The organism is Pseudoalteromonas sp. BDTF-M6 (assembly GCF_018334135.1).
GTDB lineage: Bacteria > Pseudomonadota > Gammaproteobacteria > Enterobacterales > Alteromonadaceae > Pseudoalteromonas.
Genome location: NZ_JAGXTQ010000006.1, coordinates 25,357 through 48,466, shown reverse-complemented (window position 1 = coordinate 48,466; position 23,110 = coordinate 25,357). Strand labels below are relative to the sequence as shown.

The following is a 23,110-nucleotide window of genomic DNA, read 5'->3' as shown; positions in this document are numbered from 1 at the left end:
CGCTAGCCCGCTATTTCTGGAATAGACAGTATCAGGCGATTAAAGAAATCAATCAGCTCCTGGGTGATCCAGTGGCCCCCTATGATCAGGGCTCCCAGGGTCACCAACAAACGCGGCAAAAAGCTCAGGGTCTGTTCGTTAATCGAGGTTGCGGCCTGAAACACGGCAACGATTAAGCCGACAATCAAGCTGGGGACGATAATTGCCGACACCAGCTTGATCACCAGGAACAAGGCATCGCTGAGGATATCGACAAAAACACCCGGTTCCATGCTTAGGTCCCCAGGCCAAAGCTGCGGGCCAAGGTGCCCATCACCAGCGACCAGCCGTCGACCAGCACAAAGAGCATGATCTTAAAGGGCAGCGACACTATCATGGGCGAGAGCATCATCATACCCATGGCCATCAGCACACTGGCCACCACCAAATCGACGATAAGAAACGGAATAAAGAACATAAAGCCGATAATAAAAGCGGTTTGCAGCTCACTGGTGACAAAGGCCGGGATAACCACGATAAAGGGCGTGTCGGCTGGGGAGTCCAGCTGTTCATAACCGGCGATTTGCGCAAAGGTTTCCAAATCCTTAATGCGGGTTTGCGACAGCATAAAGGCCTTCATGGGCTGCTTTGCCGCTTCGAGCGCCTGCATCGAGGTCATTTTTTCATCCAGATAGGGCGCAATGGCCTGATCATGCACCTGGTTATAAATGGGCGCCATAATGAAAATACTTAAAAACAACGACATACCCAACAATACCTGGTTTGATGGCGTTTGCTGCAGGCCGATGGCCTGGCGCAGTATCGCCAGCACCACTATGATGCGGGTAAAAGAGGTCATCATGATCACCGCCGCCGGAATAAAACTCAGCGCCGTCATAATGGCCAGAATTTGCAGGGTTACCGAGTAATCTTGAGAGCCATCGGCATTGGTGGTGACGGTCACCGCCGGTAAACCTTGCTCGGCAAAGGCGGTCGGGCTAATGAGCAAGGCGCACAGCAGCAGGAGCCAGTATTTCATCATCTTAGGTCTTATTTTTAGTATTGAGTAAATGGCTAAGTTGCTTTGCCAGTGGCGTCATTTCCCGCTCCGGCAAAGGGTTTTCTAATTCATACAAATAGTTAATGGCCTGTGGCGTCACCCCAAGCAGGTGTTGTTTATTATCAATTTCCACCACCAGCAGCCGCTCCTTGGTGCCCAGCGCCAGGGTACGTACCACCTTAAAATCGTCACTGGTTGCCATATTGGGATTAAAGCGCTTCAGTAAAAACGCCAAAACCAGTATGGTCACCACCACCAGCATCAGCGACAGCAGCATGGAGACGATATTGAGGTTTAACCCCGCTCCCGGCGTGGCCGCGGCGGTACTAGCCCACCCCCAGGTCGGCGCAGCAGCGCTTAGCAGTAAGGCAATACGAGCAAGCTTCATCGTAGCTTCTTAATGCGCTCGACCTGACTGATCACATCGGTAAGGCGAATACCAAACTTATCGTTCACCACCACCACCTCGCCATGGGCGATCAGGGTGCCGTTTACCAGCACATCCAAAGGTTCACCGGCAACGCGATCCAGCTCGACCACCGAGCCTTGGTTCAGTTGCAGCAGGTTACGAATATTGATTTTCGAGCGCCCCACTTCCATGGAAATGGTCACCGGAATATCTAAAATGGTGTCGAGCTTACGCTTGTCGTCCGCCGACACGTCCTGGTTTGTTGGCGTCAGCTCGTCAAGCTCGGCTGCGTGCGCCTCACCGGCCTCGCTTTCGCTCTGCTCTGCTTCGGCCAGGGCTGCGGCCCATTCGTCCATGGTATCTTGGTCATCACTCATTACATACAACCTCTGTTGCTAGGCACAGTTACTCTGTGCTTTTTACCAATCTAAATCTACCCCTTCACTGAGGTGAAGGTCATCTTCAAGCACCGCCAGTTCGGCATCCGAATCCAGTTTTTTACCGCCTTTGGTAAAGACATGAAGATCGGATTTAACCGACTCGGGGCGTTTAATTTTTTCACTGATCTGCAGCGCCACCATATCCCGCGAACGTCCCATTTTAGCGCGGTAGGTCGGCAGGTCTTCGACGAACACGGTGACATGCTCGGGCATTTCCACCGGAATAATATCGCCGGCCTGCAGGTCCATAATCTGCGCCAACGACAGGTCCACGTCCAATAGGCGCGTCGACAGTTCCACGTCCACATCCATAATTTCATCGCGCAGCGCCTTGGACCAGCGCAGGTCGGTGTCTTCGGTATCCGATTGCACACCGGCATCGAGCAGCTCACGAATCGGCTCCAACATCGAATAAGGCAGAGCAATATGGAAGTCACCACCGCCGCCGTCGAGCTCGATATGGAAGGAGCTGATCACCACCACCTCGGTGGGGCTGACGATATTGGCCATGGCCGGGTTCACCTCGGAGTCGAGGTATTCGAAGGACACATCCATCACCGGCGCCCAGGCTTCTTTGTAATCTTCAAAGATGATTTTCAGCAGCATCTGCACAATACGGCGCTCGGTGGGGGTAAATTCACGACCCTCAATTTTCGCATGGTAACGGCCGTCGCCACCGAAGAAGTTATCCACCAAGATAAACACCAGGCGGGCTTCCATGGTGATAAGGCCAGTCCCCTTGAGTGGGCGAAAACGCACCATGTTCAAACTGGTTGGCACAAACAGGGTGTGAATATACTCACCAAACTTGATCATCTGCACGCCGTTAATGGAAACCTCGGCGGTGCGGCGCATCATATTGAACAGGCTGATGCGCATATGCCGGGCAAAGCGCTCGTTAACGATCTCAAGGGTCGGCATGCGACCACGAACAATGCGGTCCTGGGACGAGAAGTCGTATTGCAAGGCAACATCGGCACCGCCTTCGCCGCCCTCGGCTACCTCTTCTTCTTCAACCTCGTCGACACCGTGTAATAGCGCATCAATTTCGTCTTGAGATAATAAGTCGCTCACGCTACACCTCGTTACTGCATCACAAAGCCGGTAAAGAGTACCCGCTCAACCACACTTGTACCAGCAACCCCTTCAAGGGCCTGCTGTACGTTTACCAACGCCTCATCGCGCAGTGATTCTTTGCCCGCCGCGGTGCTTAATTCATCGGCATTGGTGCCGGCGAAGACACTGAGTAAGGTCCCCTCAATCAAAGGAATATGCTTTTTCGCCGTTTCCTCATTGTCATCGCCTCGTACCAATAGTTGCACCTTGATCTGCACGATGCGATCGCGCGCCGCACCAGGCACATTAAAGACGAAGGGTCGTGGCATGGCCACATACAAGGCACTGCCTAATTGCGCGCTCGGTGAACCCAGGGCCGACTCAGCGCCGCCTTTTGAGGCTACTTGCGCGGGAGCAGGCGTCGCTTCATTAGCGGCAGCGAAGAAAAAATAGCTGCCAGCGGCGGCCGCCAATAACGCCAGGGCGACAATGATTATTATTAATTTTTTAGGTGAGCCGGCCTGTTCAATTTGTAGCTCGGCTTGCTTGTCATCGGCCATTGGGCGCCTCGAATAAAATCAGTTAGCTGTATAATAGCAATTGTTATTAGGCATAGAAATCAATTCCTTGCTCTGCCTGTGGGTTTTTCACCGGGCCGCTAAGCGGCTCAAGTTCGGCCTCGCTGTCGCCTTGGACCTCAGCCTCTAGGCCCTGTTGAGCCTGGTTGGCAAAGGCCTCCCGTTCATGGCCCTGACCTTGATTTTGCTGCTCCACCTGCGCCTCACCCAGGGCTAATCCTTGCTGCGCCAATAACTCGCGTAGCCGTGGCATGCTCTGCTCTAACGCCTCTTTTGCCTGCTGGTTTTGCACCACAAAATTAATATGTGCCTGCTCACCCTCGCTGCGCACGCGAACCTGCATGCTTCCTAATTCGGGTGGGTCGAGACGGATTTCCGCCTCCTGATTGCTGAGATTCAGCAACATATTGACCCGTTGATGCAATTGCTGGGCGGCATCGCTCTTAGTGATATTCAGCGCCTGCAACAAGGCCGGATCCAGTGTCTGCTTAGACCCCGTACCTTGGGCAGCAGTCTGGGCCTGCACGCTGGCAGGCGATACAAACTGTTGCCACTGGGCTAAGTCCGCTTCAATGGCGCTGCCGACATCGCTCGCCGCACCGGCGTGAGTGCCTCCAGAGAGTTGCGCCAATAACGCCTGTGCTAACTGCGAGATTTTGCCTCCCTCGATGCTCTCGAGTCGCCCTTTCGGTGCCGATTCCAGGCCTAGCTCTTGGCTGATTTTAACGCCGGCCGCCTGCTCATTGCCCTCACTTAGGGCAAGCAAATCATGCTCAACACCGGCGTTTAATTCGCTACTTTTGCTAGCCGTTGCACCCGCAGTTGCACCCGCAGTTGAAGTCATAGTGACGTGAATGCCTGACGCCAAAACGCTATTTTTACTTTCTAAAGCGGCCGCCGTAGCGGATTGCATCGGCTTAGTCAGGAGCTCGTCCATCTTGCCCGACTCAAGTCTGGCTGGTGAGCCCGTCTCTTTGCCTTCACCTTGATCGCCGAGCAAAGGGCCTTCAGGGGATCGCTTAGCCCAGCCTTCAAGCTGCTGCGTTAAGGCCGCTAATTGCTTGGGTTCCAGGTTTTGCTCTTGAGCCAATTGCAGCACAGTGGCATTAAGCTGCTCTTTTTGCTGCGGCGTTAATTTCGCCAGCGCCTGCTGTAAGTCCGGCGCTAACGCTTTTATCTCTATCCCCTTAGCTCCCATGGCCTCAGCCCCCCGGGCCGAGACACTGTGAGCCGCTGTTTTTAACTCCGTACTGATAGTAAGCTGGGCAAACAACTGCTGATAAAAATCGCCCCCTGCTTGCCCTTGCTCGCCACCTTGGGTGGTTAACTGCTGCGCCGCCTGCGAGGCATGAGTATGGTCGGCCAAGGCTGCTTGATTCGGCTTGCTCTGCGTATCCGCACCCGCGCTTGCACCCGCACTTGCACCCGCACCCAACTCAGCGTCGGATTTATCGCCCGAGGATAATACCTGCTCCTCGTTTGCGAGCGTCTCTTCAGCGTCCATAGAAGGCACGGTCAAGGCTGCGTCTTTTTCTTCGGCCAAATCGATATTCGTTTTCTCATCGCTCGCCTTTGGTGACGACGTCTGTGGCAATGCCTTTGCCGATGTATCGGGTGATGCCTCTGGCTTCGCCTTGGCGTCTACTTTACTCTTGCTGGCGGCATCCTGGGCCTGCTGGTAGGCACTGGCAAAGCTCGGCGCCTGCTCTTGAGAAGAGTCAGAGCGAAACACTTCATCACCTGCGCCTTTGGTGTGCGACGAGGCAGAATCGCCGGAAATCACTTGGGTGCCGAGCATGGCAACGGACTCAATATATGTCATGAACAGACCCTCAAAAGGTGGCAAAGCACTGCCGCTTTAGCACCGGGAATAATCAACCTGGCCTGTTGACTGCAATATATGCACCAGTTTTGGCCTTGGCTGTTTGAGGGGCTCATGGGCTACGAACCCGAGCCCTGCGCCAGGCGCCGGGCAAAAAACTGGTTGGTGCTGAACTCATCCAACATTTTCTGCTCGGCTTTGGCCATGACTGCTTGCTTTTGTTGTTCTTGTTTAGCGATCAACTTGGCCACCGCCTCAGCGCGTATACGCTGTTGTTGCCACTGTTGCTGGCGTTGCTGGGTGACTTTATCGGCGGTTTCCACCGTGTGTGACTGCTGAGCAATGGCCTGCTCTATTTTCGCGATAAAATTTTGATAATGACTAAAGCCGGCACTGGATAAACCGGCCTGAGCCTTGTTCATCAACTGACTCATGTATTCGCCACGAAATTGGGTTAAGCCCTGCAATTTTTGCTGTTGCAGTCGATGGTGCTGCTGAGCACTGAGGAAGTCGGCACGCAAGCGTTCTTCCTTGTCGCTTTCAAGCTTAAGTAGCAGAGATAACTTAGCCACCCTTGCCTCCTTGTCCGAACAACACGGCTAACGAATGCAAGCACTCGTCGTAAGGCACCACGTCTTTCATGCCCTGGCGTAAAAATTGATTGATCATCGGCATCATATCTATGGCCTGATCCAGCATGGGGTCGGTGCCCTTTTGGTAGGCACCCAGGGTGATCATGTCTTTGTTTTCCGAATACATGGCCAGCACCTGCTTCATGATTCGGGCCTGCTGCATATGCTGCTCGGACACCACCTGAGGCATCACCCGGCTAATGGATTTTTCCACATCGATGGCGGGGTAATGGCCGCTGTCGGCCAGCTCCCGCGATAGCACGATATGACCATCGAGTATGGCCCGCGCCGCATCGGCAATGGGGTCTTGCATATCATCGCCCTCGGAGAGCACGGTGAAAAATGCGGTAATGGCGCCTTGCCCTTCGCCGCCGTTGCCAGCGCGCTCGATCAGTGCCGGTAATTTGGCGAACACCGAAGGCGGATAGCCCTTGGTGGCCGGAGGCTCGCCCACCGCCAAGGCAATTTCCCGCTGCGCCATGGCATAACGGGTGACCGAGTCCAGTAGCAACAAGACATTTAAGCCCTGATCGCGAAAGTACTCGGCGATGGTGACCGCACTCTCGCAGCCCTTTAAACGCATTAACGGCGAGGCATCGGCGGGCGCCGCCACCACCACGGCACGTTTACGTCCTTGCTCACCCAAGATCTCTTCAATAAATTCTTTCACTTCGCGACCACGCTCGCCGACCAGACCCACCACTATTACATCGGCGGCACTGCCTCGGGTCATCATTCCCAACAGCACGGACTTACCCACGCCACTGCCGGCAAACAGGCCCATACGCTGACCTTGGCCCACGGTGATCACCGAATTAATGGCACGCACACCCACATCCATGGCCTGGCTAATGGGACGACGCGCCAAAGGATTAATATTGTTTTGCGCAAAACGCGCATAATGTTCTGTGCGCAAAGGCCCAAGGCTATCCAAGGGACGACCTAAACCGTCCACTACGCGGCCAAGTAAATTCATACCCACGGGCAAACCCGGCTTTTTCGCAACAGGGATCACCCGCGCCCCGGGTAACACTCCGGAGATACGGTCGTTGGGCATCAAATAAAGAATGTCGTCGTTAAAACCCACCACCTCGGCATCGACCATGCCCTGATTGGTTTCTACCTGGCACAAACTGCCAATGGCCGCATGCAGGCCCTTGGCCTCCAAGGTTAAGCCCACCACCCGGGTAAGGCTGCCAGCCACCGCGACCGGCGCTGGGGCAATGGCACTGCGCTTGTTTTTAAGGCGTTGTGCTAAGGAGTGACTCATGGCTTAGTTCTACCCTTTCACCGGCACGCCGGCGTCTTGTAAAAAGCCGCCGATAACCTGTTGCAGTCGTTGCGACAGGCTCATGTCGATGGACGAACGCTGCTGCTTAATATGACAGCCGCCGCGCTCCATTGTGGGCTCGCTTAATAATTGCCAATGACGATTACTCAGCTGCTGCTCATCGAAATGGCTTTGTACTTGAGCCAAGTCATCGGGATGAAGATAAATCTGGCACTGGGCGTCATTGCTCGGCAGCGCCTCGGTGGCCGCCTTTAGAGCCGCGAGTATAATATCCGGGTTAGTGCGAATTTCGCTCAGGATCACCGCCTTGGCCAGTTCCGTGGCTAAGAACAACAGTTCCTGCTCGACTTCCTGATCCAAACGCTTGGCCGGCTCATCAAGTGCCGCCAACAGCGACTTTAACTGGGTTATTTGCTCATCGAGCAGTGGCTTGGCATCGGCGACACCCTGCTCCATCCCCTGTTGCTGACCTTCCTTAAAGCCCGCTTCCTTGCCCTCGCTCACGCCCTTGTCAAAACCATCGATATAGCCCTGCTCATGGCCTTGTTGCAGCCCTTCTTCATAGGCATCCTGACGGATCTGCTCCAGTTCTTCCATGGTCAGCTTGGGCAGCTCTGGCTCTTGCGCTGTGTGTACTTCCTCATCCTCAGTACCGCCTTGCTCACCAGCGTGATACAGCTGCTCTAAGGGAGTACCGAAGGCGGTCGAACGCCCCTGCAAAGACTCAGCACTGGCGGTGACATCGGGTATGGGCCAATGTTGCAACAGCTCTTCGGCGGCTTCACTGGCCTCTAGCGGGCGTCCTGGATGCAATTTAGTGTCCTGCATGGCTTAGAGGAACTCCTCGCCGCCACCACCACCGAGCATCACTTCGCCGGAGTCGGCCAGGCGTCGCGCGGTAGAGAGAATTTCTTTTTGTGCCGCTTCCACTTCACTGATGCGCACCGGCCCCATGGCTTCAAGGTCATCACGCAGCATATCGGCGGCACGTTTAGACATGTTGCTGAGGATCTTATCTTTAAGGCCGTCATCGGCGCCCTTAATGGCCTTCATCAGCACATCCTGCTGCACTTCGCGCAGGATAGACTGAATGCCTCTGTCATCGACATCCATCAGGTTCTCAAATACAAACATAAGATCTTGAATCTGCTGCGACATTTCTTCGTCGTGCTCGCGAATAGAGTCCATAAGCTGGCCTTCGATATTGGTATCCAGGTAGTTCATGATATCCGCCGCCGCTTTCAGGCCGCCCATTTTCGCCGCCTGGGCACCGGCCTGACCGGCAAATTGTTTCTCCATTATCTCGTTAAGCTCTTGCAGCGCCGCCGGTTGCACCTCTTCGAGGTTGGCAATGCGCATGGTCAGGTCAAGGCGCACTTTTTCCGGGAACTGGGAAAGAATTTCCGCACTTTGCTCCGGCTCCAGATACGACAGGACTATGGTTTGGATCTGCGGGTGCTCGTTGCGAATAATATTGGCCACCTGCTTGGAGTCCATCCACTTCAGTGAATCCAGGCCTTTAGCGCCGGAGCCCATGACTATCTGATCGATAAGGCTAGCGGCTTTATCTTCGCCTAGCGCCGCGGTCAGAGCCTTCTTAATAAAGTCCTCGGACTGGAAGCCTATGGTGCTAAATTGTTGGATTTGTTCGATAAACAAATTATGCACGGCACTGATTTTATCCTGGCTTAAATCCGCCAGGGTAGCCATTGTCATGCCCACTTTTTGCACCTGCTTGGGCTCAAGGTGTTTTAAAATTTGCGCTGCGTCTTCTTCGGACAAGCTCAAAAGTAAAATCGCCGCTTTTTCTACCCCTTCAAGCTTATCGACATTGAAGTTACTGGGGAGTTTCTGTTGTGCTTCAGTCATCGTCATTTAACCACGCTTTTACTACTTGAGAGGATAATTCCGGCTCGTTGGCCACCAAGGCACGGACCGCTTTTAACAGGTCTTCATCGCCGTGTAAGTCCGGCAGCTGCAAGGTGCCATCCGGTGAGAAGCCCACCGAGGCAGAGTCGAAATCATTGTTAAGCATTTCCAGGGTACTGTCGCCAATATCCACGCCCGAGGTCAGCGCTTCTTCATCATAGGCTTCTAGGGTGTCATCCGGGTAGATCAGGCGTTTCAACATGGGGCGCACCACGGCGATGATTAGCACGATAATCACTAAGGCGGCCAGGATCACACGCACCAGCTCCCTAAACCAGTCTTGCTCCCACAGGGGTAGCTCGGCGGCTGCGCCCAAGTCTTCGCGAACAAAGGGCATGCTCACGACTTCCAGGGCATCGCCCCGTTGTAAATCAAAGCCCACACCGCCTTGGAGCAAACGACGAATATTGTTGAGTTCCTGCTCGGTACGTGGCGCCGCCGTTGCTTGTCCTTCGGCATTGGCAGCCTGACTGTAATCAACCGCAACCGAGACGCTGATACGACGGATCACCCCACTTTGCTGGCGCTTATGAGAGATGGTGGTGTCCAGCTCATAGTTACGGGTTGCTTCTTTGTGGCTGCGCGAAGGCGCATTGCTTTGCGTCGTGCTCTGCGTTTCGGTGGCATCTTCGGGGATAGCGGAATTAACCGGCGGCTGATTGCTCAGGGCACCGGGGATACCCACGGCCAGGCCGCCAATATTATTTTCTTCCAGGGTGGTTTCGCTGCGCACCGCTGGCAGGTCCGGGTTGTAGCGTTTTTGCGTTTCTTCTACGGCACTGAAGTCCATCACCAGGTCGACCTGAGCGGTGTAATTGCCCAGACCCACCACGGGGATCATAATGCTGTCGATTTTTTCCAGGTACTCCTGCTCGCGCTGACGCTCAATTTCATACTCTTTACGTGAGCGCGCCGACAGGGAGTTTTGCGAGCCGGAATTAAGCAAACGGCCGTTTTGGTCGGTCACGGTCACGCGTTCAGGAGATAGGCCCTGCACTGCCGAGGCGACGATGTCGACCACGGAATCGATTTCTTCACTGTTCAGAGTGCGACCGCGTTGCAACGTTAATACTACGGTAGCCGAAGGTTTTTTCTCCACCCGGGCAAAGACGTTTTCTTTGGGCACCGCCAGTAACACCTTGGCACGGCTAACCTTGTTTAATTCTTCTATGGTGCGCGCCAATTGCTGCTCGCGAGAATGCTTCAGGCGTTCACGCTCAAGGCGCTGAGAAACACCAAAGCCCATGTCTTGCATCAAAATGTCGGTGCCGGAGCTGGGGCCTTGAGTTAAACCCTCACGGGTCATGGACAGCTTGATATCCTGATACGCATCTTCGGGCACCATGATAACGTTGCCGTTGAGCTCATAGTCAATTTTTTGGGCGTCTAAAAAGTCCAGGGTTTGGATCAGCTCTTCCGTGGGCATTTTACCCAGGGGGCGCATTTCCGGCTGGCGTGCCCAGATAATGATAAAAATGGCAATGGCCAAGCAAATAGCAAGGGCAATGATCAAGGTGGCCTGGCGCAGCATATCCACGCCGCTCAAGGCACCCAGGTAGCCCGACTTTTGTTCATGTTGCTCGCCTGAACCGGTGTGCATATCGGCACCCGAGTCGGCCAGGGCGAGATCCGTTGATTGATTTGCTTGCGCCACGACTTTTCTCCGCTATCCGTTAAACAGGCATGTTCATAATGTCTTTATAAGCTTCCACCAGCTTATTGCGCACCTGCACCGTGGCTTCGAACGCCACCGAGGATTTTTGCGAGGCGATCATGGCTTCGGCAAGAGAGACACGGCGGTCGCCCATTTCCACGGCGGTGACCTTGGCTTTGGCATCCTGTTGCAGGCCATTGACATTGTCTATGGCATTACTTAGCAGCTCACCAAATTGCACCGACGCCGCGCTGCTTGGCTGAGGCATGGTTTTTAACGGGTTACGTGCCTGCGCTTCGAGCGCAAGGGACTGCATTTCCTGAAATAAAGAATTGGCTTGAACTTTCATCAAACTGGCACTGGTTAAATTAAACTTAAGCTCTATCAAGCATTAAGCGTGCCAACTAAATTAAGCTTTAATTACAGTAAGTTATGATTTTTATTTTTTGACACTGATGAGTATTTAAACAACGTTAATTTGACGTAAAAAAAGCCCAAGTAAAACTTGAGCCCAACTAAAAAGGAAGTCTAAGCTGGCAGTTGAATGCCTTGCTCGCGCATTTGCGCTATCTTGTAGCGCAAGGTGCGCGGGCTGATCCCTAGCGCTTCGGCAACATCCTTACGCTTACCGTTAAATCGTACCAGGGTATCGAGGATGATCTTATGCTCCTTGTTTTTAAGCTCGTCCTTAAAGGTCGGCTCTTCATCTTCTGCTTTGTTCCCCATCTCAACAGCGCCGCTTATTGGCTGGGAGGCAAGAGGCACGGGAGCACGAGGTGGACTTAACAGCTCTTCAATATAGATGGCATCGGCCTCGACCTGGGGGCCGGTTCGTAATATCAGTGCCCGCTGCATAACATTGTCCAATTCCCGTACATTGCCCGGCCAGGCATGACTTAACAGCTTGTGTTTGGCCGCCTCGCTCAGGGTCGCTGGCGCTTGTTTACCCGCTTCACAATGGCGCTGCAATAAATGCTCGGCCAGGGGAATAATGTCTCCCGGGCGCTCGCACAGGGGCAACCATTGCAGGGGAAAAACATTTAAACGGTAATAAAGGTCTTCACGGAACACCCCGGCCTGCACCGCTTCTTTTAGGTCGCGGTTGGAGGTGGCCAGCACCCGCACATTCAGGGCAATGGTTTTACGGCTCCCAAGGCGCTCTACTTCGCGCTCCTGCAACACCCGTAGCAGCTTGGCTTGCAAGCCGAGATCCATCTCGGTGATTTCATCGAGTAGGATGGTGCCGTTTTGCGCCTGCTCAAATTTACCTGGGCAGGCATTGACCGCACCGGTAAAGGCGCCTTTTTCATAACCAAACAGGGTCGACTCAAGCATGTTTTCGGGAATGGCTGCGCAGTTGATGGCGATAAAAGCTTCATTGGCACGCCCGGACTGGTCGTGAATATAGCGCGCCAGCACTTCCTTACCGCTGCCGCTTGGACCCATGACCATCACGCTGGCATCACTGTCGGCGACTTTTTTCGCCAATTCCAGCAGCGCCAAACTTTTGGCGTCGGCCACCACGGGACCACTGTCATTGCTCGCTTTAGCCGGCAAGTAACGGCTGACTAAATTGATCAGCACCTCGGGGGCAAAGGGTTTGGCCATATAATCTATGGCGCCTAGACGCATGGCCTCGACCGCATCGTCTATGGTGGCATAGGCGGTCATCATTAGTACCGGCAAATCCGGATAATTCAACTTAATGCTTTTAAGCAGCTCAATGCCATTAATGCCCGGCATCTGTACATCGCTGACCACCATGGCCACCGCCTGCTCTTTTAGCATCATGATCGCTTGCTCACCGCTGTCGGCGGCAATACAGGGAATGCCGGCAAGGGACAAGGTGTCGGTCAGCGCCTCTCTTAGGCCCGGATCGTCCTCCACCACTAGCACATAATTACTCATACTTGCCCTCCTGTAGGCGGGTCTTTAAAAGCGGCAGGCTGAGTACAAACTCGGCTCCGCCCTGTTCGCTGTTATTAACTGTCACTTGGCCCTTGTGAGCGTTGAGCACCGACGACACTACGGCTAAACCAAGGCCGGTACCCTGACGCTTGGTGGTGAAAAAGGGCTCGAAAATCTTCTGTTTCAGCTCGTCGCTAATGCCCGGACCATTGTCGGCGATCACTATATCTACCGTGTCGTCGGCATCCGGGCTGCGCCTTGCGCTCATGCTGATTTGCGCACCACTGGCTATTACCTGCACGCTGTTGTGAATGAGGTTATTGATGGCGCTGGCTAAGGCGGTGCGGTTGCCCATCACCTCGATATCCGGCTCAGGGAGTTGCACATGCAGCTGGGCCCCATGTTCAATCAGCATGGCCTCGGCGCCTTGTTTTACCTCGCTGAGCAACTGGCCCAGGGATGTGGGTTCAATCACCTGTTGCTCGCCGCTTTTAGCGAACAGCAGCATGTCGTTCACCTGACTTTCCAGGTCTTTAAGACGCGACATCAACTTGCCATGAAAATGGGTGCGGGAGTCACCGCTAAGGCGCTCGGAACCCAGATTGGCACCATAGAGCATGGCCGCCGATAAGGGCGTGCGCACCTGGTGGGCCAAGGTGGCCACCATTTTGCCCAGCGCACTGAGGCGCTGCATATGCGCCACCCGCGCCTGCAACTGGCGGGTTTCGGTTAAGTCCGTCATAAAAATAAGCTGCCCCGGCTCCGGGGTCAGGGCGCGAATTTCCAGCTTGATGCGGCGCCCATCTTTAAGCGACACCTCGTGACCGTCATCCTGTTGTGGGCGAAACGAGCGTTGAATCACGCTAAACCACCTTTCCCCTTCAAGGGGCTCACCGAGCATATCCATGGCGATGGTGTTGGCCTTGGCTATCATGCCCTGAGCATCGAGCACCACCACCCCGGCGGGCATAGTATCGACCAGGTGGCTAAGCCAACTGGCTTGCTGCCTAAGCTCGCTGAGCTCGCCGACATAGGCCTCGTGGGCCAAGGTTGGACTAAAATGTCCATGGGAAATAATCTGTGGGGTTATTACGCTTGCCAAAGCCATAGCTAGGTACTCTAAAACTCCGAATAACAGCTAAAAAGCACAAAGCATACCAACTTTTATTTTGTTATTTTTCATGGCGTTAGATGGAAAAACTCAAACCAAAAAAATGACACTGTATATAAAAACAGTTATGCGTTATGCTGCTCTCAAGATGATAAGGAGAGCACTATGTGTACAAGATGCGGCTGGGTTGATTTAACTAAAGAAGATTATGTGGCCTACCATGACAATGAATGGGGCGTGCCCATTTATGATGACCAGCAATTGTTTGAGTTTTTAACCCTAGAATCGGCCCAGGCCGGGCTGAGCTGGTACACCATTTTAAAAAAGCGCGACAACTACCGCCGCGCCTTCGCCAATTTTGATGTGCACAAGGTGGCCGCCTTTAACGACCAGGACATCGCCCGCCTGCTAGAGGACGCGGGAATTGTCCGCAATAAGCTCAAAATAAACGCCACCATTAATAACGCTCAGCGCTTTATCGAAGTGCAAAAGGAGTTTGGCAGCTTTAGCGCCTATCAATGGCAATTTGTTGATCACAAGCCAAGGGTTAATTCGATTCGTACGCGCGAGGACTATGTCGCCACCAGCGAACAATCCGATGCCTTTGCCAAGGATTTAAAAAAGCGCGGCTTTAAGTTTTTAGGCTCAACGACCGTTTACGCCCATATGCAAGCCTGCGGCATGGTCAACGACCATCACGACGATTGTTTTAGAAAAGCAGAGGTTTTGGCTATGTATAATAGCTGAGACCTGACACTCTACGTTTGTTGGTGAGCTAGTAAGCGTCAGAAATTGGTATTCACACCTAATGTTGAGATTATTTCGTAATAGCCAAACAGAACAAGAATAAAAAAAGCGAACAAAATCAGTTCATGTTTAAAGTGATGGCGTAGATAGAAAAAGCGATCTTTATGGTGAAAAACATCCATCAGTTCATCACCAAATCGAATAGACAGAAACGTCCCCACCCCGGATAACAAAACAACCGACCAATATGGAAACGGTGTCGTTAATATCTTTTTCATCGTTTGCGTGACAAATGTTGTTTCATAAAACTCAGGAAGGTAAAACAACAAAAGTACATTGATCATAATGGCAATAATCCAAACGACGATTTCTGAGAGCACCATACGAACACCCAGTAATAATCGAATGGGAAAGTCCAATAAAAAACCGGCATCGGCCACGGGCGTGCAAAACACAAAGAAACTCCAGGTTATTAGGGATGCCACCCCGCCCGTTATAAAGTCATACTGGTAAGTTAAATAGCCAAAGTAGGATAATAAAATTAACAAAAGCAATAGGAACTTTATCCATACCTGATGCCTGGGATGCTTCATTCACCACCTCTACTTATCTATTTAATAGCCAGAAGAAATACGGCTGAGAATACGACGAACAACATCAACTTCTTAAGCCCGTTTCTCGTTACATCGAGCGAGCTATACCTGCACGGACTTTTTCGCAAGCGCATTTAATCAATAGTAGAAAAAAAGGCAGGTTTCCTCTTTTTCTACTGGCATGAATCTAAACGAAAAAAGCGATATCTGTTAGTTTCGAGTTAAGTGTTGCTGTGTAAGGCCACAGAATTAGATATTGATGTCATGCTAATCCGGCACAGATAGAAATTTAAATGTCGGGCGGTTATCTTTGGACGCAATAATTGCAGTATGTTTGGTCGACTTAAGTGCTTGGCTAAAATTTGCGAAGAAGGAGAGCAAGCCAAACTTAAAGTGCCCGAACTATAATTGCCTTGTGTGAAGCAACCTACTCATAGTCTTTAAGGCTTAACCCTTCTTTGTTACAAACTCGCACAACTGAGTCTCTCTGAGCTAGCTTTTTGAGATAAAGAGATAAATTTTTAAATGACAATGGAGGCCTTTTAAATTCATCAGCCCAAACGGATAGCATAAATAAGAAAAAGTCACAGGCACTAAGAGAGTCTCCAATCAAATATTCTTTACCCTCAAGCTCGTTATCAAGTAACTCCAACATTTCTGTAATTCTCTCTTCTTGAGCCTGAACTATATCCTCAGTACCCTTTTCGTCTTTAGTGTGTTTTTGAGGATAGAAATAAATCATTAGTTCAGCTTGAACTGTATTCGTTAGATACATCATCCACTGAAAAAATAAAGCGCGATTTGGAGAGCCTGTTTCTGGTATTAAATTTGAAGATGGATGTGTTTCTGATAAATGAATGCAGATAGCTGGGCTTTCGAAAATAGGATACCCATTATCAATTAATGTCGGGATCCTGCCCACAGGATTTAAGGCTAAATAATCCTGAGACTTTTGAGCGTTACTTTTCCTATCTACTTTAATTAATTCGAAATCCGCTTTTAACTCTTCAAGGATAAAGTGGGGAGCCATACTTGCATTTAGTGGATAATAATATAGTTGGTACAACTGACACTCCTTTAAAAAACGCTTAAAAAGACCAAAAAATAAACTTAAAAAGCCTGGCAATACTGTGCGGTGAGGGAGTTTAAGTCAAACTTTTTAAGTCCTTCATTGATTTGCTTGTTATATTTCATTTGCTACCACTTTTACATGGTAAGGCTCTAATTCTTTGTTGATTTCTCTATGCTTACCATCAAGTTCGGCATGCTTTTCACGAACCGCTTGCATACCACTATCGCTAGTTTTCAACACTTCAGCAATTTTTACTTGGTGCTTCATTAACTCTAAGTAGTGTTTTCTGAAAGATAAAAGCGCATTCATTCGAGATAATTCATTGGCATTTTTAGCTTCATTATTGGTACGCCTGGCGTAATAAGCAGATAAGAATGCAATAATAGCGGAAGCTATAGCTATGCCATTGAGTAGTCCTAATTCAAATATCTGAGCGTCCATATTTCACCCAGAAATTTAACAAGTTACTAGAAGGAAAGTGTTGTATTAGACTGCTTACAAGTTTCCCTACTCGTCTATTCCTCTATTGATAACAAATCGTGCAAGCTTTTGCCAGCAATGGCTTTTTTCGCTAGCGCACCATCCATGCTAACAGCCAGAGCAACACTAACTTTGAAACTCGGTGTATCAGCCTAATCCCCTTACATTGCATCCGAAACAGGGGGCGAGAAGAGTAATCGGCAGCAGGACGCTGGCGAAAGCATGCTCGGGGCATGGATGCCTTGTGCATGCTGGTTACGTTCATTTCTCGTAACCTGGTGAGGAAATAATGCAATGTGGGGGCGCCTTGGGGTTCCAAGGGGTGGTTGGCGTAAACCACCCTTTGGTGGCCGTCGCCAACGCGACAAGATCTTAATGTGAAAACCACTGCCAAGTAAAAACAGCAACTTATATTTAAACCACATTCATGCCAGAGGCGGAATCCAAAAAGTGCATCAGGCGGCGCGTCGCCCCCTAATCCCTATTAAGCTCATACTTCTTCATTTTCTCCACCAAGGTGGTACGGCGCACGCCCAGGATCTCGGCCGCTCGAGCCACCACATAGTCGTAGCGCTCCAGAGCCTGGGTGATAAGGCTGACCTCAAGCTCGCCCAAATAATCTTTGAGCTTAATACCGTCATCGGGCAACAGGCCCATATCGGCTTTGCCATTACCCTCGCCGGTGGTGTCTTCATCCTCGTCGATAAAGCCTTCGCCAAAGATGTCGTTTAACGCCTGGCGCTCTAACAATTCTTCCGGGTACTCGGGCACAAAGGCTTCAACGTCTAAGTGCTGGTATTTGCTTGGTAAGTCCGGCACATCGACCACCTGATCCGGGAACATGATCACCATGCGCTCTACCAGATTACCCAGTTCGCGAATATTGCCCGGCCAGGAGTGCGCCTGCAGGCTGGCGATGGCGCGGTCGGTAAATTTCACCCCTTGGCCACCGTGCTGCTGCAAGCGCTTGGTGAGCTCTTTTAGCAACAGGCCAATATCTTCAGCGCGCTCACGCAACGCCGGATTTTCAATGGGGAATACATTTAAGCGGTAGTAGAGATCTTCACGGAAATCGCCGCTGCTGATCATCTCCTCCAGGTTACGGTGAGTGGCGGCAATAACGCGCACATCCGCCTGAATGGCCTTGGTGCCGCCCACGCGCTCATAGCTGCGCTCTTGCAGCACGCGCAAAAGCTTAACCTGCATTTGCAACGGCATATCGCCGATTTCATCCAGGAACAGGGTGCCGCCCTGAGCCAGTTCGAAGCGGCCCTTGCGCGCCGAAATCGCACCGGTAAAGGCGCCTTTTTCATGACCAAACAGCTCACTTTCCAGTAACTCGGCGGGAATAGCGCCGCAGTTCACCGGCACAAACGGGCCGCTGCTGCGTCCGGATAGCTGATGGACATTACGCGCCACCACTTCCTTACCGGTACCCGACTCTCCGAGGATCAGTACATTGGCATCGGTTTTCGCCACCTGGGAGATCAAAAAGCGGACATGATTCACCGCCTCGGTATCACCGACCAGACCATTAAAGGCTTTGGCATTCACATTGCTATTGCCGCAGGGTTTAAGACGCACATATTGCTGACAGTCATGCAGCAGCTGAGTGGTGACATCCTGGGAGAAAGGCTCGCAGATCAGGCCGATAACATTGGCAATTTTCAGTAGCGGTTTTAGGGTTTGTCCCACCAGTAAAAAGGGTAATTCCGGATGGGCCTGGATCAGCTGTTCATGCTCGCCCTGGTTAAGAGCGCCCAGTACTATGATCGCTTCCTGGTATTGACCAACTTGCTCAGAGAGTTGCTCCAAGGTAATGATTTTATTAGCTTCACCTACAAAGGTTAATGCGTAACTTAGGCCTTGGGCACGACTGCCGTTGTCATCAAGAATCAGGATCATCCTAGCGCCACTTATTTCAAAAGCTGTGGAAACAGGCCATCGATTGTATTGCAGTTAAGTGAGGATTCAAGTGCAATCGGCACTTTTTTGACATAGATGCCAAATACTCGCCATTCCTTTGCGCTAAAGCAATAATTAAGGATTAGTTTTTATCAAAGAAACCGCGAGACAGACAAATTTTCTGAGCCTGTTTTCTTAATCTTGTTAGAATAGCAGGCACACGGAGCAGGGTAAAATTGGCGGCAAATTTGGCCTCTTTTTTTATTTTTAAGGCTCGCAACTTTACGCTCCTGGCTTGCTTTTTGCTTAATGCTTTAGTCTAGCTTTGAGAATCCGGAGGAAAACATGGCTCATTCTTCAATTAACAAGTATCGCCAGGTCAAGGTCAGCAGTGTGCGTGAGATGCGCCCATACGATCAGGTCAACCTGGTGTTTACCAACATCATCGGCAAACTGGCCGCGGCCAATGGCGCCATCGCCCGCAACGATCTAGTCACCAAGGGTGAAAACCTGTCCCATTGCATTACCTTGCTAGGCGCCTTGCAGGATGCCCTGGATATGGCACAAGGAGAGATCTCCGACAACCTGCACGCCCTGTATGATTTCTGTCAGCGCCGCTTAGTGGAAGCCAACATCAATAATGACGTGGAGATCATCAATGAAGTGTCGGGCCTGATTAAAACCATCAAAGAAGGCTGGGACACCATTCCCGCCGACGCTCGTGACGGCGCTGCCCACGTTTAAGATGATGGTGAACCTGCCCACCTTTAGCGACGACACCCTGAACACGCTAGTGCAAAATCTGGCGCAGGCAATTGCTGCGCCGCCCGACGATGAGCAACAGCTGTTGCAGGCCCAGCAGCGACTCGACGCCTATCTTAAAGACTTGTATGAAGGCCCAGGGCCCACGCCCGGGTTTGAGGAAACTAGAGCGCTTAAACAGCTGATTGACGAGCTCACCGAGGCCGCTGTGCAAAAACGCCAACAGGCCATGGATGAGATACGGCGGCAAAAAAGCAATAACAAGGCCATTGCCAAGTATCGCTCGCTCTAACCGGGAGCAAAGGCGCCCCCCATAAAAAAAGGAGTGCAAGCACTCCTTTTTTTATTCCTTAATCGGACTTTTTCACCACCCCGGGCAAGCTGTTCAATTGCTGCTGCAAATAATTGCCGGTGCTGTTCATATTGGCCACCAGCAAGTCCATGGCATTGTACTGCCTGAATAAACGGCTTTCTAACGAGGTCATCTTGTCCTGGAAGCGCTCATACTCGTCGTCAAGCTTATCCAGTTGCGCTTCGCGGCCATCAATACGCTGCTGCATAATGTCATCAAAATTCCCCAGCACCTTGGTCAGGTCATTGGCGAAGCCGGACTCCCCATCGGCACCGATAAGGAAATTCTGCACCCGCTGTGGGTCGGCCTCAAGCTGATCGTTAAGGGTATCGCTATCCAGGGTCAGCTTACCGCTGCGCTCGGTGCGCACACCCAACTCCCCCAACAGGATGGTTTCGCCATTGCCGGTGTCGTAGCCATTGCTAAACATGGAACGAATTTGATTCAGGGAGCTACGCAGTAAGGAGTCCCCCACCAAGGGGCCACTGCCGTTTTCGCCATCGGCCTTACCTAACTGGTTGGCCAAATCGACTAGGGCGTTAAATTTCTCGATAAAGGTATTGAGGCCCACGCTCACATTGCTGTTATTCTCGCGCACCTTAAGCTGGCTGATATCGTCATCGGCGCCATGGGCTTTCTTCACCTCGATATCGATACCGTCAATCACACCATTAAACTCATTGGTACTGCTTGTGGCGACAATGGTCCCGTCGATGGTGATCGAGGCATCCTGCGCCGCAACCGTTTGCGTCAGGTTCTGTGCAAAGGTGGGGGAGCTGGCATCCGCATCATAGGCAAAACGCGATAAGCCATTGGCATCCAGGCCGTTGCCATCACCGCTGTCATCGACGGTCACGGTAATGGCGTTTTCTACACCGCTTTCCTTGCTCGACAGCACCAGGTGCTGACCACTGGCATCGGTGATGATGGTGGCAGTCACGGCGTCGTTGTCCTCGGCGTCGTTGATTTTATCGCGCAGTGCCTCAAGATTGTCACCCGCGGCAACATCAACGGCAAAGGTATTGCCGCCCGAGGCAAAGGTCAGTGTGCCCTCACCCACATCTTCATCGGCGGCCAAGGCACCCGACATCAGCTTTTGTGACTGCGCCAGGGCGTTCACCTTGACCGAATAACTGCCAAGAGCGGCGTCTTTATCCGAACTGACAGAAACAAAGTCGTCACCGCCGGAAATGCGGCGCTGCTGGTATTTATCAATATCGGCCAGCGATTCCATGGTCGTTGCCAACTCCTCCATCGCACCCTTGAGTGCGCCAATGGCGGAGATATCCGTGGTGAAGTTGGCCTGTTGTCTGGCCATGCGCTGCTCAAAGGGCACCTTTTCCGCATTAACTATGGCAGAAACTATGTCGTTAATCTGAACACCGGATCCTATACCGGTAAATGAAATCGCCATACTGGCCCCCTTTCGCTTGGCACTACACTTGTGAATCGATAAATACGCCTGGGGCTTGCGCCAGACGGCCTACCACTTCCAATACTTCTTGTGACGGATACTGCTTCACCAGTTCACCACTGTTCTTATCAATGACCTGGATCACGTCACGCCCCGACTCTTCATGAACATAAAATTCGAGGCTCTTATTCATTTCGCTGACAAACGTCTGCAATTGCTGCGCCACTTTTTCTAACTGCTGTGAGGTCAGCGCTTCGGTGGCCAATAAAGTGTCCGGCTCGTCGCTCTGTGATTGTGGCTGCGCAGTAACTATGGGCTCAGGCGAGGCATTAAGCTGTTTGATGGCCTGGGCCAATGCAAAGTCCAGCTTGTTATCCATATTGACCGTGTCCATACATCCTCCTAGCAGTTATTGTTCTTGGTAATGCTATGAAAGCTTAGTTAAAACGCAAAAAGGAAGGGCCAACCGGCGCCTTCCTTTGTGCTTAGCTATTGCCGTTTGTGCCCTTAGCCAAGTAGGCTCAATGCAGCTTGTGGCAACTGGTTAGACTGAGCCAAGATAGACGTACCTGCTTGTTGCAAGATTTGGTTCTTAGTCAGAATCGCCGTTTCCGAAGCAAAGTCGGTGTCCTGAATACGGCTGCGTGATGCAGATACGTTTTCAGATACGTTCGATAGGTTCGAGATGGTGTGACCGAAACGGTTTTGCACCGCACCCAGGTCGGCACGCTGTGAGTCGATTTGCGCTAATGCCGCATCGATGGTGTTCAACGCAGATTGTGCACCTGTGCTGTCGGTACCTGAGATATCGATGTCTTCAACCGTTGTTAAAGTACTGCCCGACGCTGATAGAAACTCCAGCTCGTTTGCAGTGCCATCGTTAGAAATACCGATAGTATTTGGTGAAGACAAGTTAACCGTTGAGGTTTTTGACGTAGCCGCTGTCGCTGCCGCAACACCGTCAAACGTTAGGCCACCAGCTGGCGTACCAGCCATCACAGATTCAATACCATCAACATCGGTAGCAGAAAGCGTGATGCTTTGCGCGTCTGCATCGTATACCGCGTTGTAGCCATCGGCGGTCATGTCTTCTGCTAGACGCGCCATGTCACCACCGTAAGTACCCAGGTCGTATGAGTCTTCACCGATGTTGATAGTGGCATTGTCGGCACTAGTGATACCGGCGATAACCACGTCCAGTTTAGCCGTCGCCGTTACACCCGCGGCAGCATCGTTGATTGAATCGGCAATACCGGTGGCACCGTCGTTAGCACCTATGGTTACTGTTTTACCATTTACGTTGATATCACCAGCAGTCACCGCACTGTTTGCAGCTAATGTACCTGCAGCAGCCGTGGCACCAAGCACAGTGCCCGCGCCTTTGATTTCATTGGCACCGATGGCATCGGCCGACATATTGCCTAGCGATACGTTGATGGTTTCGTTAGCGTTAGCACCTACTTGGAATTGCTTGGTGCCGAAAGAGCCGTCAAGTAGGCTGGTGCCACCGAATTTAGTAGTTTCGGCGATACGCGTTAATTCTTGTTGTAGCGAGCTTACTTCTTTTTGTAGCGCGGCACGGTCGTCGGCACTGTTTGAACCGTTAGCAGATTGAAGTGCCAGGTCACGCATACGCTGTAGGATGTTAGCAGATTCCTGCATCGCACCTTCTGCGGTTTGTGCCATTGAGATACCGTCGTTGGCGTTACGCTGAGCCACACCCAGACCGTTGATTTGCGAGGTTAGACGGTTAGCGATTTGTAGACCCGCAGCATCGTCTTTGGCGCTGTTGATACGCAGACCAGAAGACAAACGTTGCATTGACGTTTGTAGATCTGAGCTAGACTTGCCTAGGTTACGCTGGGCGTTTAACGAGGTGGTATTGGTATTTACTGATAAAGCCATGTTCAAACTCC

25 protein-coding genes and 1 pseudogene are annotated in these 23,110 nt (G+C 51.8%); 3 read left to right on the top strand and 23 right to left on the bottom strand.

Going from position 1 to position 23,110, the window contains the following annotated elements; genetic code table 11:
- Nucleotides 1–2 precede the first annotated feature (2 nt).
- The 15 genes from fliQ to KD147_RS13755 form a co-directional block, all read right to left on the bottom strand.
- Nucleotides 3–272 carry a flagellar biosynthesis protein FliQ gene (fliQ, locus tag KD147_RS13825; RefSeq protein WP_105254955.1) on the bottom strand — a complete coding sequence of 90 codons (270 nt, stop codon included), beginning with the start codon at nucleotides 270–272 and terminating at the stop codon, nucleotides 3–5.
- 2 nt (nucleotides 273–274) lie between these two features.
- Nucleotides 275–1,018 carry a flagellar type III secretion system pore protein FliP gene (fliP, locus tag KD147_RS13820; protein ID WP_105190683.1) on the bottom strand — a complete coding sequence of 248 codons (744 nt, stop codon included), beginning with the start codon at nucleotides 1,016–1,018 and terminating at the stop codon, nucleotides 275–277.
- Between the two features lie 4 nt (nucleotides 1,019–1,022).
- The gene (gene fliO, locus KD147_RS13815) at nucleotides 1,023–1,427 is read right to left on the bottom strand and encodes a flagellar biosynthetic protein FliO (RefSeq protein WP_212548243.1); all 405 of its coding nucleotides are present in this window, start codon (nucleotides 1,425–1,427) and stop codon (nucleotides 1,023–1,025) included.
- Nucleotides 1,424–1,825 (bottom strand): flagellar motor switch protein FliN, encoded by a 402-nt coding sequence (fliN, locus tag KD147_RS13810; RefSeq protein WP_105190517.1) that lies wholly within the window; start codon nucleotides 1,823–1,825, stop codon nucleotides 1,424–1,426. Before fliN ends, fliO begins: the two co-directional genes overlap by 4 nt.
- 42 nt (nucleotides 1,826–1,867) lie before the next feature.
- Nucleotides 1,868–2,962 (bottom strand): flagellar motor switch protein FliM, encoded by a 1,095-nt coding sequence (gene fliM, locus KD147_RS13805; RefSeq protein ID WP_212548241.1) that lies wholly within the window; start codon nucleotides 2,960–2,962, stop codon nucleotides 1,868–1,870.
- Between the two features lie 11 nt (nucleotides 2,963–2,973).
- Nucleotides 2,974–3,504 (bottom strand): flagellar basal body-associated protein FliL, encoded by a 531-nt coding sequence (fliL, locus tag KD147_RS13800; protein WP_105254951.1) that lies wholly within the window; start codon nucleotides 3,502–3,504, stop codon nucleotides 2,974–2,976.
- Nucleotides 3,505–3,550: 46 nt separating this feature from the next.
- Nucleotides 3,551–5,344, bottom strand: coding sequence for a flagellar hook-length control protein FliK (locus KD147_RS13795; RefSeq protein WP_212548240.1), 1,794 nt, complete (start codon nucleotides 5,342–5,344; stop codon nucleotides 3,551–3,553).
- 119 nt (nucleotides 5,345–5,463) lie between these two features.
- A complete protein-coding gene (fliJ, locus tag KD147_RS13790; protein WP_212548239.1) occupies nucleotides 5,464–5,916 on the bottom strand; it encodes a flagellar export protein FliJ in 453 nt (150 codons plus the stop codon).
- On the bottom strand, nucleotides 5,909–7,246 hold the full coding sequence (gene fliI, locus KD147_RS13785; protein ID WP_212548238.1) for a flagellar protein export ATPase FliI: 1,338 nt from the start codon (nucleotides 7,244–7,246) through the stop codon (nucleotides 5,909–5,911). Before fliI ends, fliJ begins: the two co-directional genes overlap by 8 nt.
- Before the next feature lie 9 nt (nucleotides 7,247–7,255).
- Nucleotides 7,256–8,095 carry a flagellar assembly protein FliH gene (gene fliH / locus KD147_RS13780; RefSeq protein ID WP_212548237.1) on the bottom strand — a complete coding sequence of 280 codons (840 nt, stop codon included), beginning with the start codon at nucleotides 8,093–8,095 and terminating at the stop codon, nucleotides 7,256–7,258.
- 3 nt (nucleotides 8,096–8,098) lie between these two features.
- Entirely contained in the window at nucleotides 8,099–9,136 is a 1,038-nt protein-coding gene (gene fliG, locus KD147_RS13775; protein ID WP_105255190.1) for a flagellar motor switch protein FliG, read from the bottom strand.
- Nucleotides 9,129–10,850: a flagellar basal-body MS-ring/collar protein FliF gene (gene fliF, locus KD147_RS13770; protein WP_212548236.1), complete on the bottom strand. Its 1,722-nt coding sequence runs from the start codon at nucleotides 10,848–10,850 to the stop codon at nucleotides 9,129–9,131. The genes fliG and fliF overlap by 8 nt, the downstream gene beginning before the upstream one ends.
- A gap of 19 nt (nucleotides 10,851–10,869) precedes the next feature.
- Complete coding sequence (gene fliE, locus KD147_RS13765; protein WP_105190685.1) at nucleotides 10,870–11,199, bottom strand: flagellar hook-basal body complex protein FliE; 330 nt, start codon at nucleotides 11,197–11,199, stop codon at nucleotides 10,870–10,872.
- Nucleotides 11,200–11,378: 179 nt separating this feature from the next.
- Entirely contained in the window at nucleotides 11,379–12,758 is a 1,380-nt protein-coding gene (locus KD147_RS13760) for a sigma-54-dependent transcriptional regulator (RefSeq protein ID WP_212548235.1), read from the bottom strand.
- Complete coding sequence (locus tag KD147_RS13755) at nucleotides 12,751–13,866, bottom strand: sensor histidine kinase (RefSeq protein ID WP_105190526.1); 1,116 nt, start codon at nucleotides 13,864–13,866, stop codon at nucleotides 12,751–12,753. Before KD147_RS13755 ends, KD147_RS13760 begins: the two co-directional genes overlap by 8 nt.
- A 168-nt stretch (nucleotides 13,867–14,034) precedes the next feature.
- Between KD147_RS13755 and KD147_RS13750 the strand changes: the two genes are divergently transcribed.
- A complete protein-coding gene (locus KD147_RS13750; RefSeq protein ID WP_212548234.1) occupies nucleotides 14,035–14,616 on the top strand; it encodes a DNA-3-methyladenine glycosylase I in 582 nt (193 codons plus the stop codon).
- Nucleotides 14,617–14,654: 38 nt separating this feature from the next.
- On the opposite strand, the gene KD147_RS13745 is transcribed toward KD147_RS13750, so the two are convergent.
- The 4 genes from KD147_RS13745 to KD147_RS13730 all read right to left on the bottom strand — a co-directional run bounded on the left by KD147_RS13745 (nucleotide 14,655) and on the right by KD147_RS13730 (nucleotide 18,666).
- On the bottom strand, nucleotides 14,655–15,209 hold the full coding sequence (locus KD147_RS13745) for a hypothetical protein (RefSeq protein WP_212548233.1): 555 nt from the start codon (nucleotides 15,207–15,209) through the stop codon (nucleotides 14,655–14,657).
- 427 nt (nucleotides 15,210–15,636) lie between these two features.
- Entirely contained in the window at nucleotides 15,637–16,275 is a 639-nt protein-coding gene (locus KD147_RS13740; protein ID WP_212548232.1) for a glutathione S-transferase family protein, read from the bottom strand.
- A 117-nt stretch (nucleotides 16,276–16,392) separates the two neighbouring features.
- Nucleotides 16,393–16,722: a hypothetical protein gene (locus tag KD147_RS13735; RefSeq protein WP_212548231.1), complete on the bottom strand. Its 330-nt coding sequence runs from the start codon at nucleotides 16,720–16,722 to the stop codon at nucleotides 16,393–16,395.
- 513 nt (nucleotides 16,723–17,235) lie between these two features.
- Nucleotides 17,236–18,666 (bottom strand): sigma-54 interaction domain-containing protein, encoded by a 1,431-nt coding sequence (locus KD147_RS13730; protein ID WP_212548230.1) that lies wholly within the window; start codon nucleotides 18,664–18,666, stop codon nucleotides 17,236–17,238.
- 345 nt (nucleotides 18,667–19,011) lie between these two features.
- On the opposite strand from KD147_RS13730, the gene fliS reads away from it, so the two are divergent.
- On the top strand, nucleotides 19,012–19,410 hold the full coding sequence (fliS, locus tag KD147_RS13725) for a flagellar export chaperone FliS (RefSeq protein ID WP_105254936.1): 399 nt from the start codon (nucleotides 19,012–19,014) through the stop codon (nucleotides 19,408–19,410).
- Nucleotide 19,411: 1 nt separating this feature from the next.
- Nucleotides 19,412–19,720, top strand: coding sequence for a hypothetical protein (locus KD147_RS13720; RefSeq protein WP_212548229.1), 309 nt, complete (start codon nucleotides 19,412–19,414; stop codon nucleotides 19,718–19,720).
- A 58-nt stretch (nucleotides 19,721–19,778) separates the two neighbouring features.
- On the opposite strand, the gene fliD is transcribed toward KD147_RS13720, so the two are convergent.
- The 4 genes and pseudogenes from fliD to KD147_RS17060 all read right to left on the bottom strand — a co-directional run.
- Nucleotides 19,779–21,194: a flagellar filament capping protein FliD gene (fliD, locus tag KD147_RS13715; protein WP_212548227.1), complete on the bottom strand. Its 1,416-nt coding sequence runs from the start codon at nucleotides 21,192–21,194 to the stop codon at nucleotides 19,779–19,781.
- Nucleotides 21,195–21,216: 22 nt separating this feature from the next.
- On the bottom strand, nucleotides 21,217–21,588 hold the full coding sequence (locus tag KD147_RS13710; RefSeq protein WP_212548225.1) for a flagellar protein FlaG: 372 nt from the start codon (nucleotides 21,586–21,588) through the stop codon (nucleotides 21,217–21,219).
- Between the two features lie 113 nt (nucleotides 21,589–21,701).
- Nucleotides 21,702–22,190 carry a flagellin gene (locus KD147_RS17065; protein ID WP_502710233.1) on the bottom strand — a complete coding sequence of 163 codons (489 nt, stop codon included), beginning with the start codon at nucleotides 22,188–22,190 and terminating at the stop codon, nucleotides 21,702–21,704.
- A 498-nt stretch (nucleotides 22,191–22,688) separates the two neighbouring features.
- Nucleotides 22,689–23,099: pseudogene (locus KD147_RS17060) on the bottom strand (flagellin N-terminal helical domain-containing protein); the annotation flags it as partial.
- Between the last annotated feature and the right edge of the window lie 11 nt (nucleotides 23,100–23,110).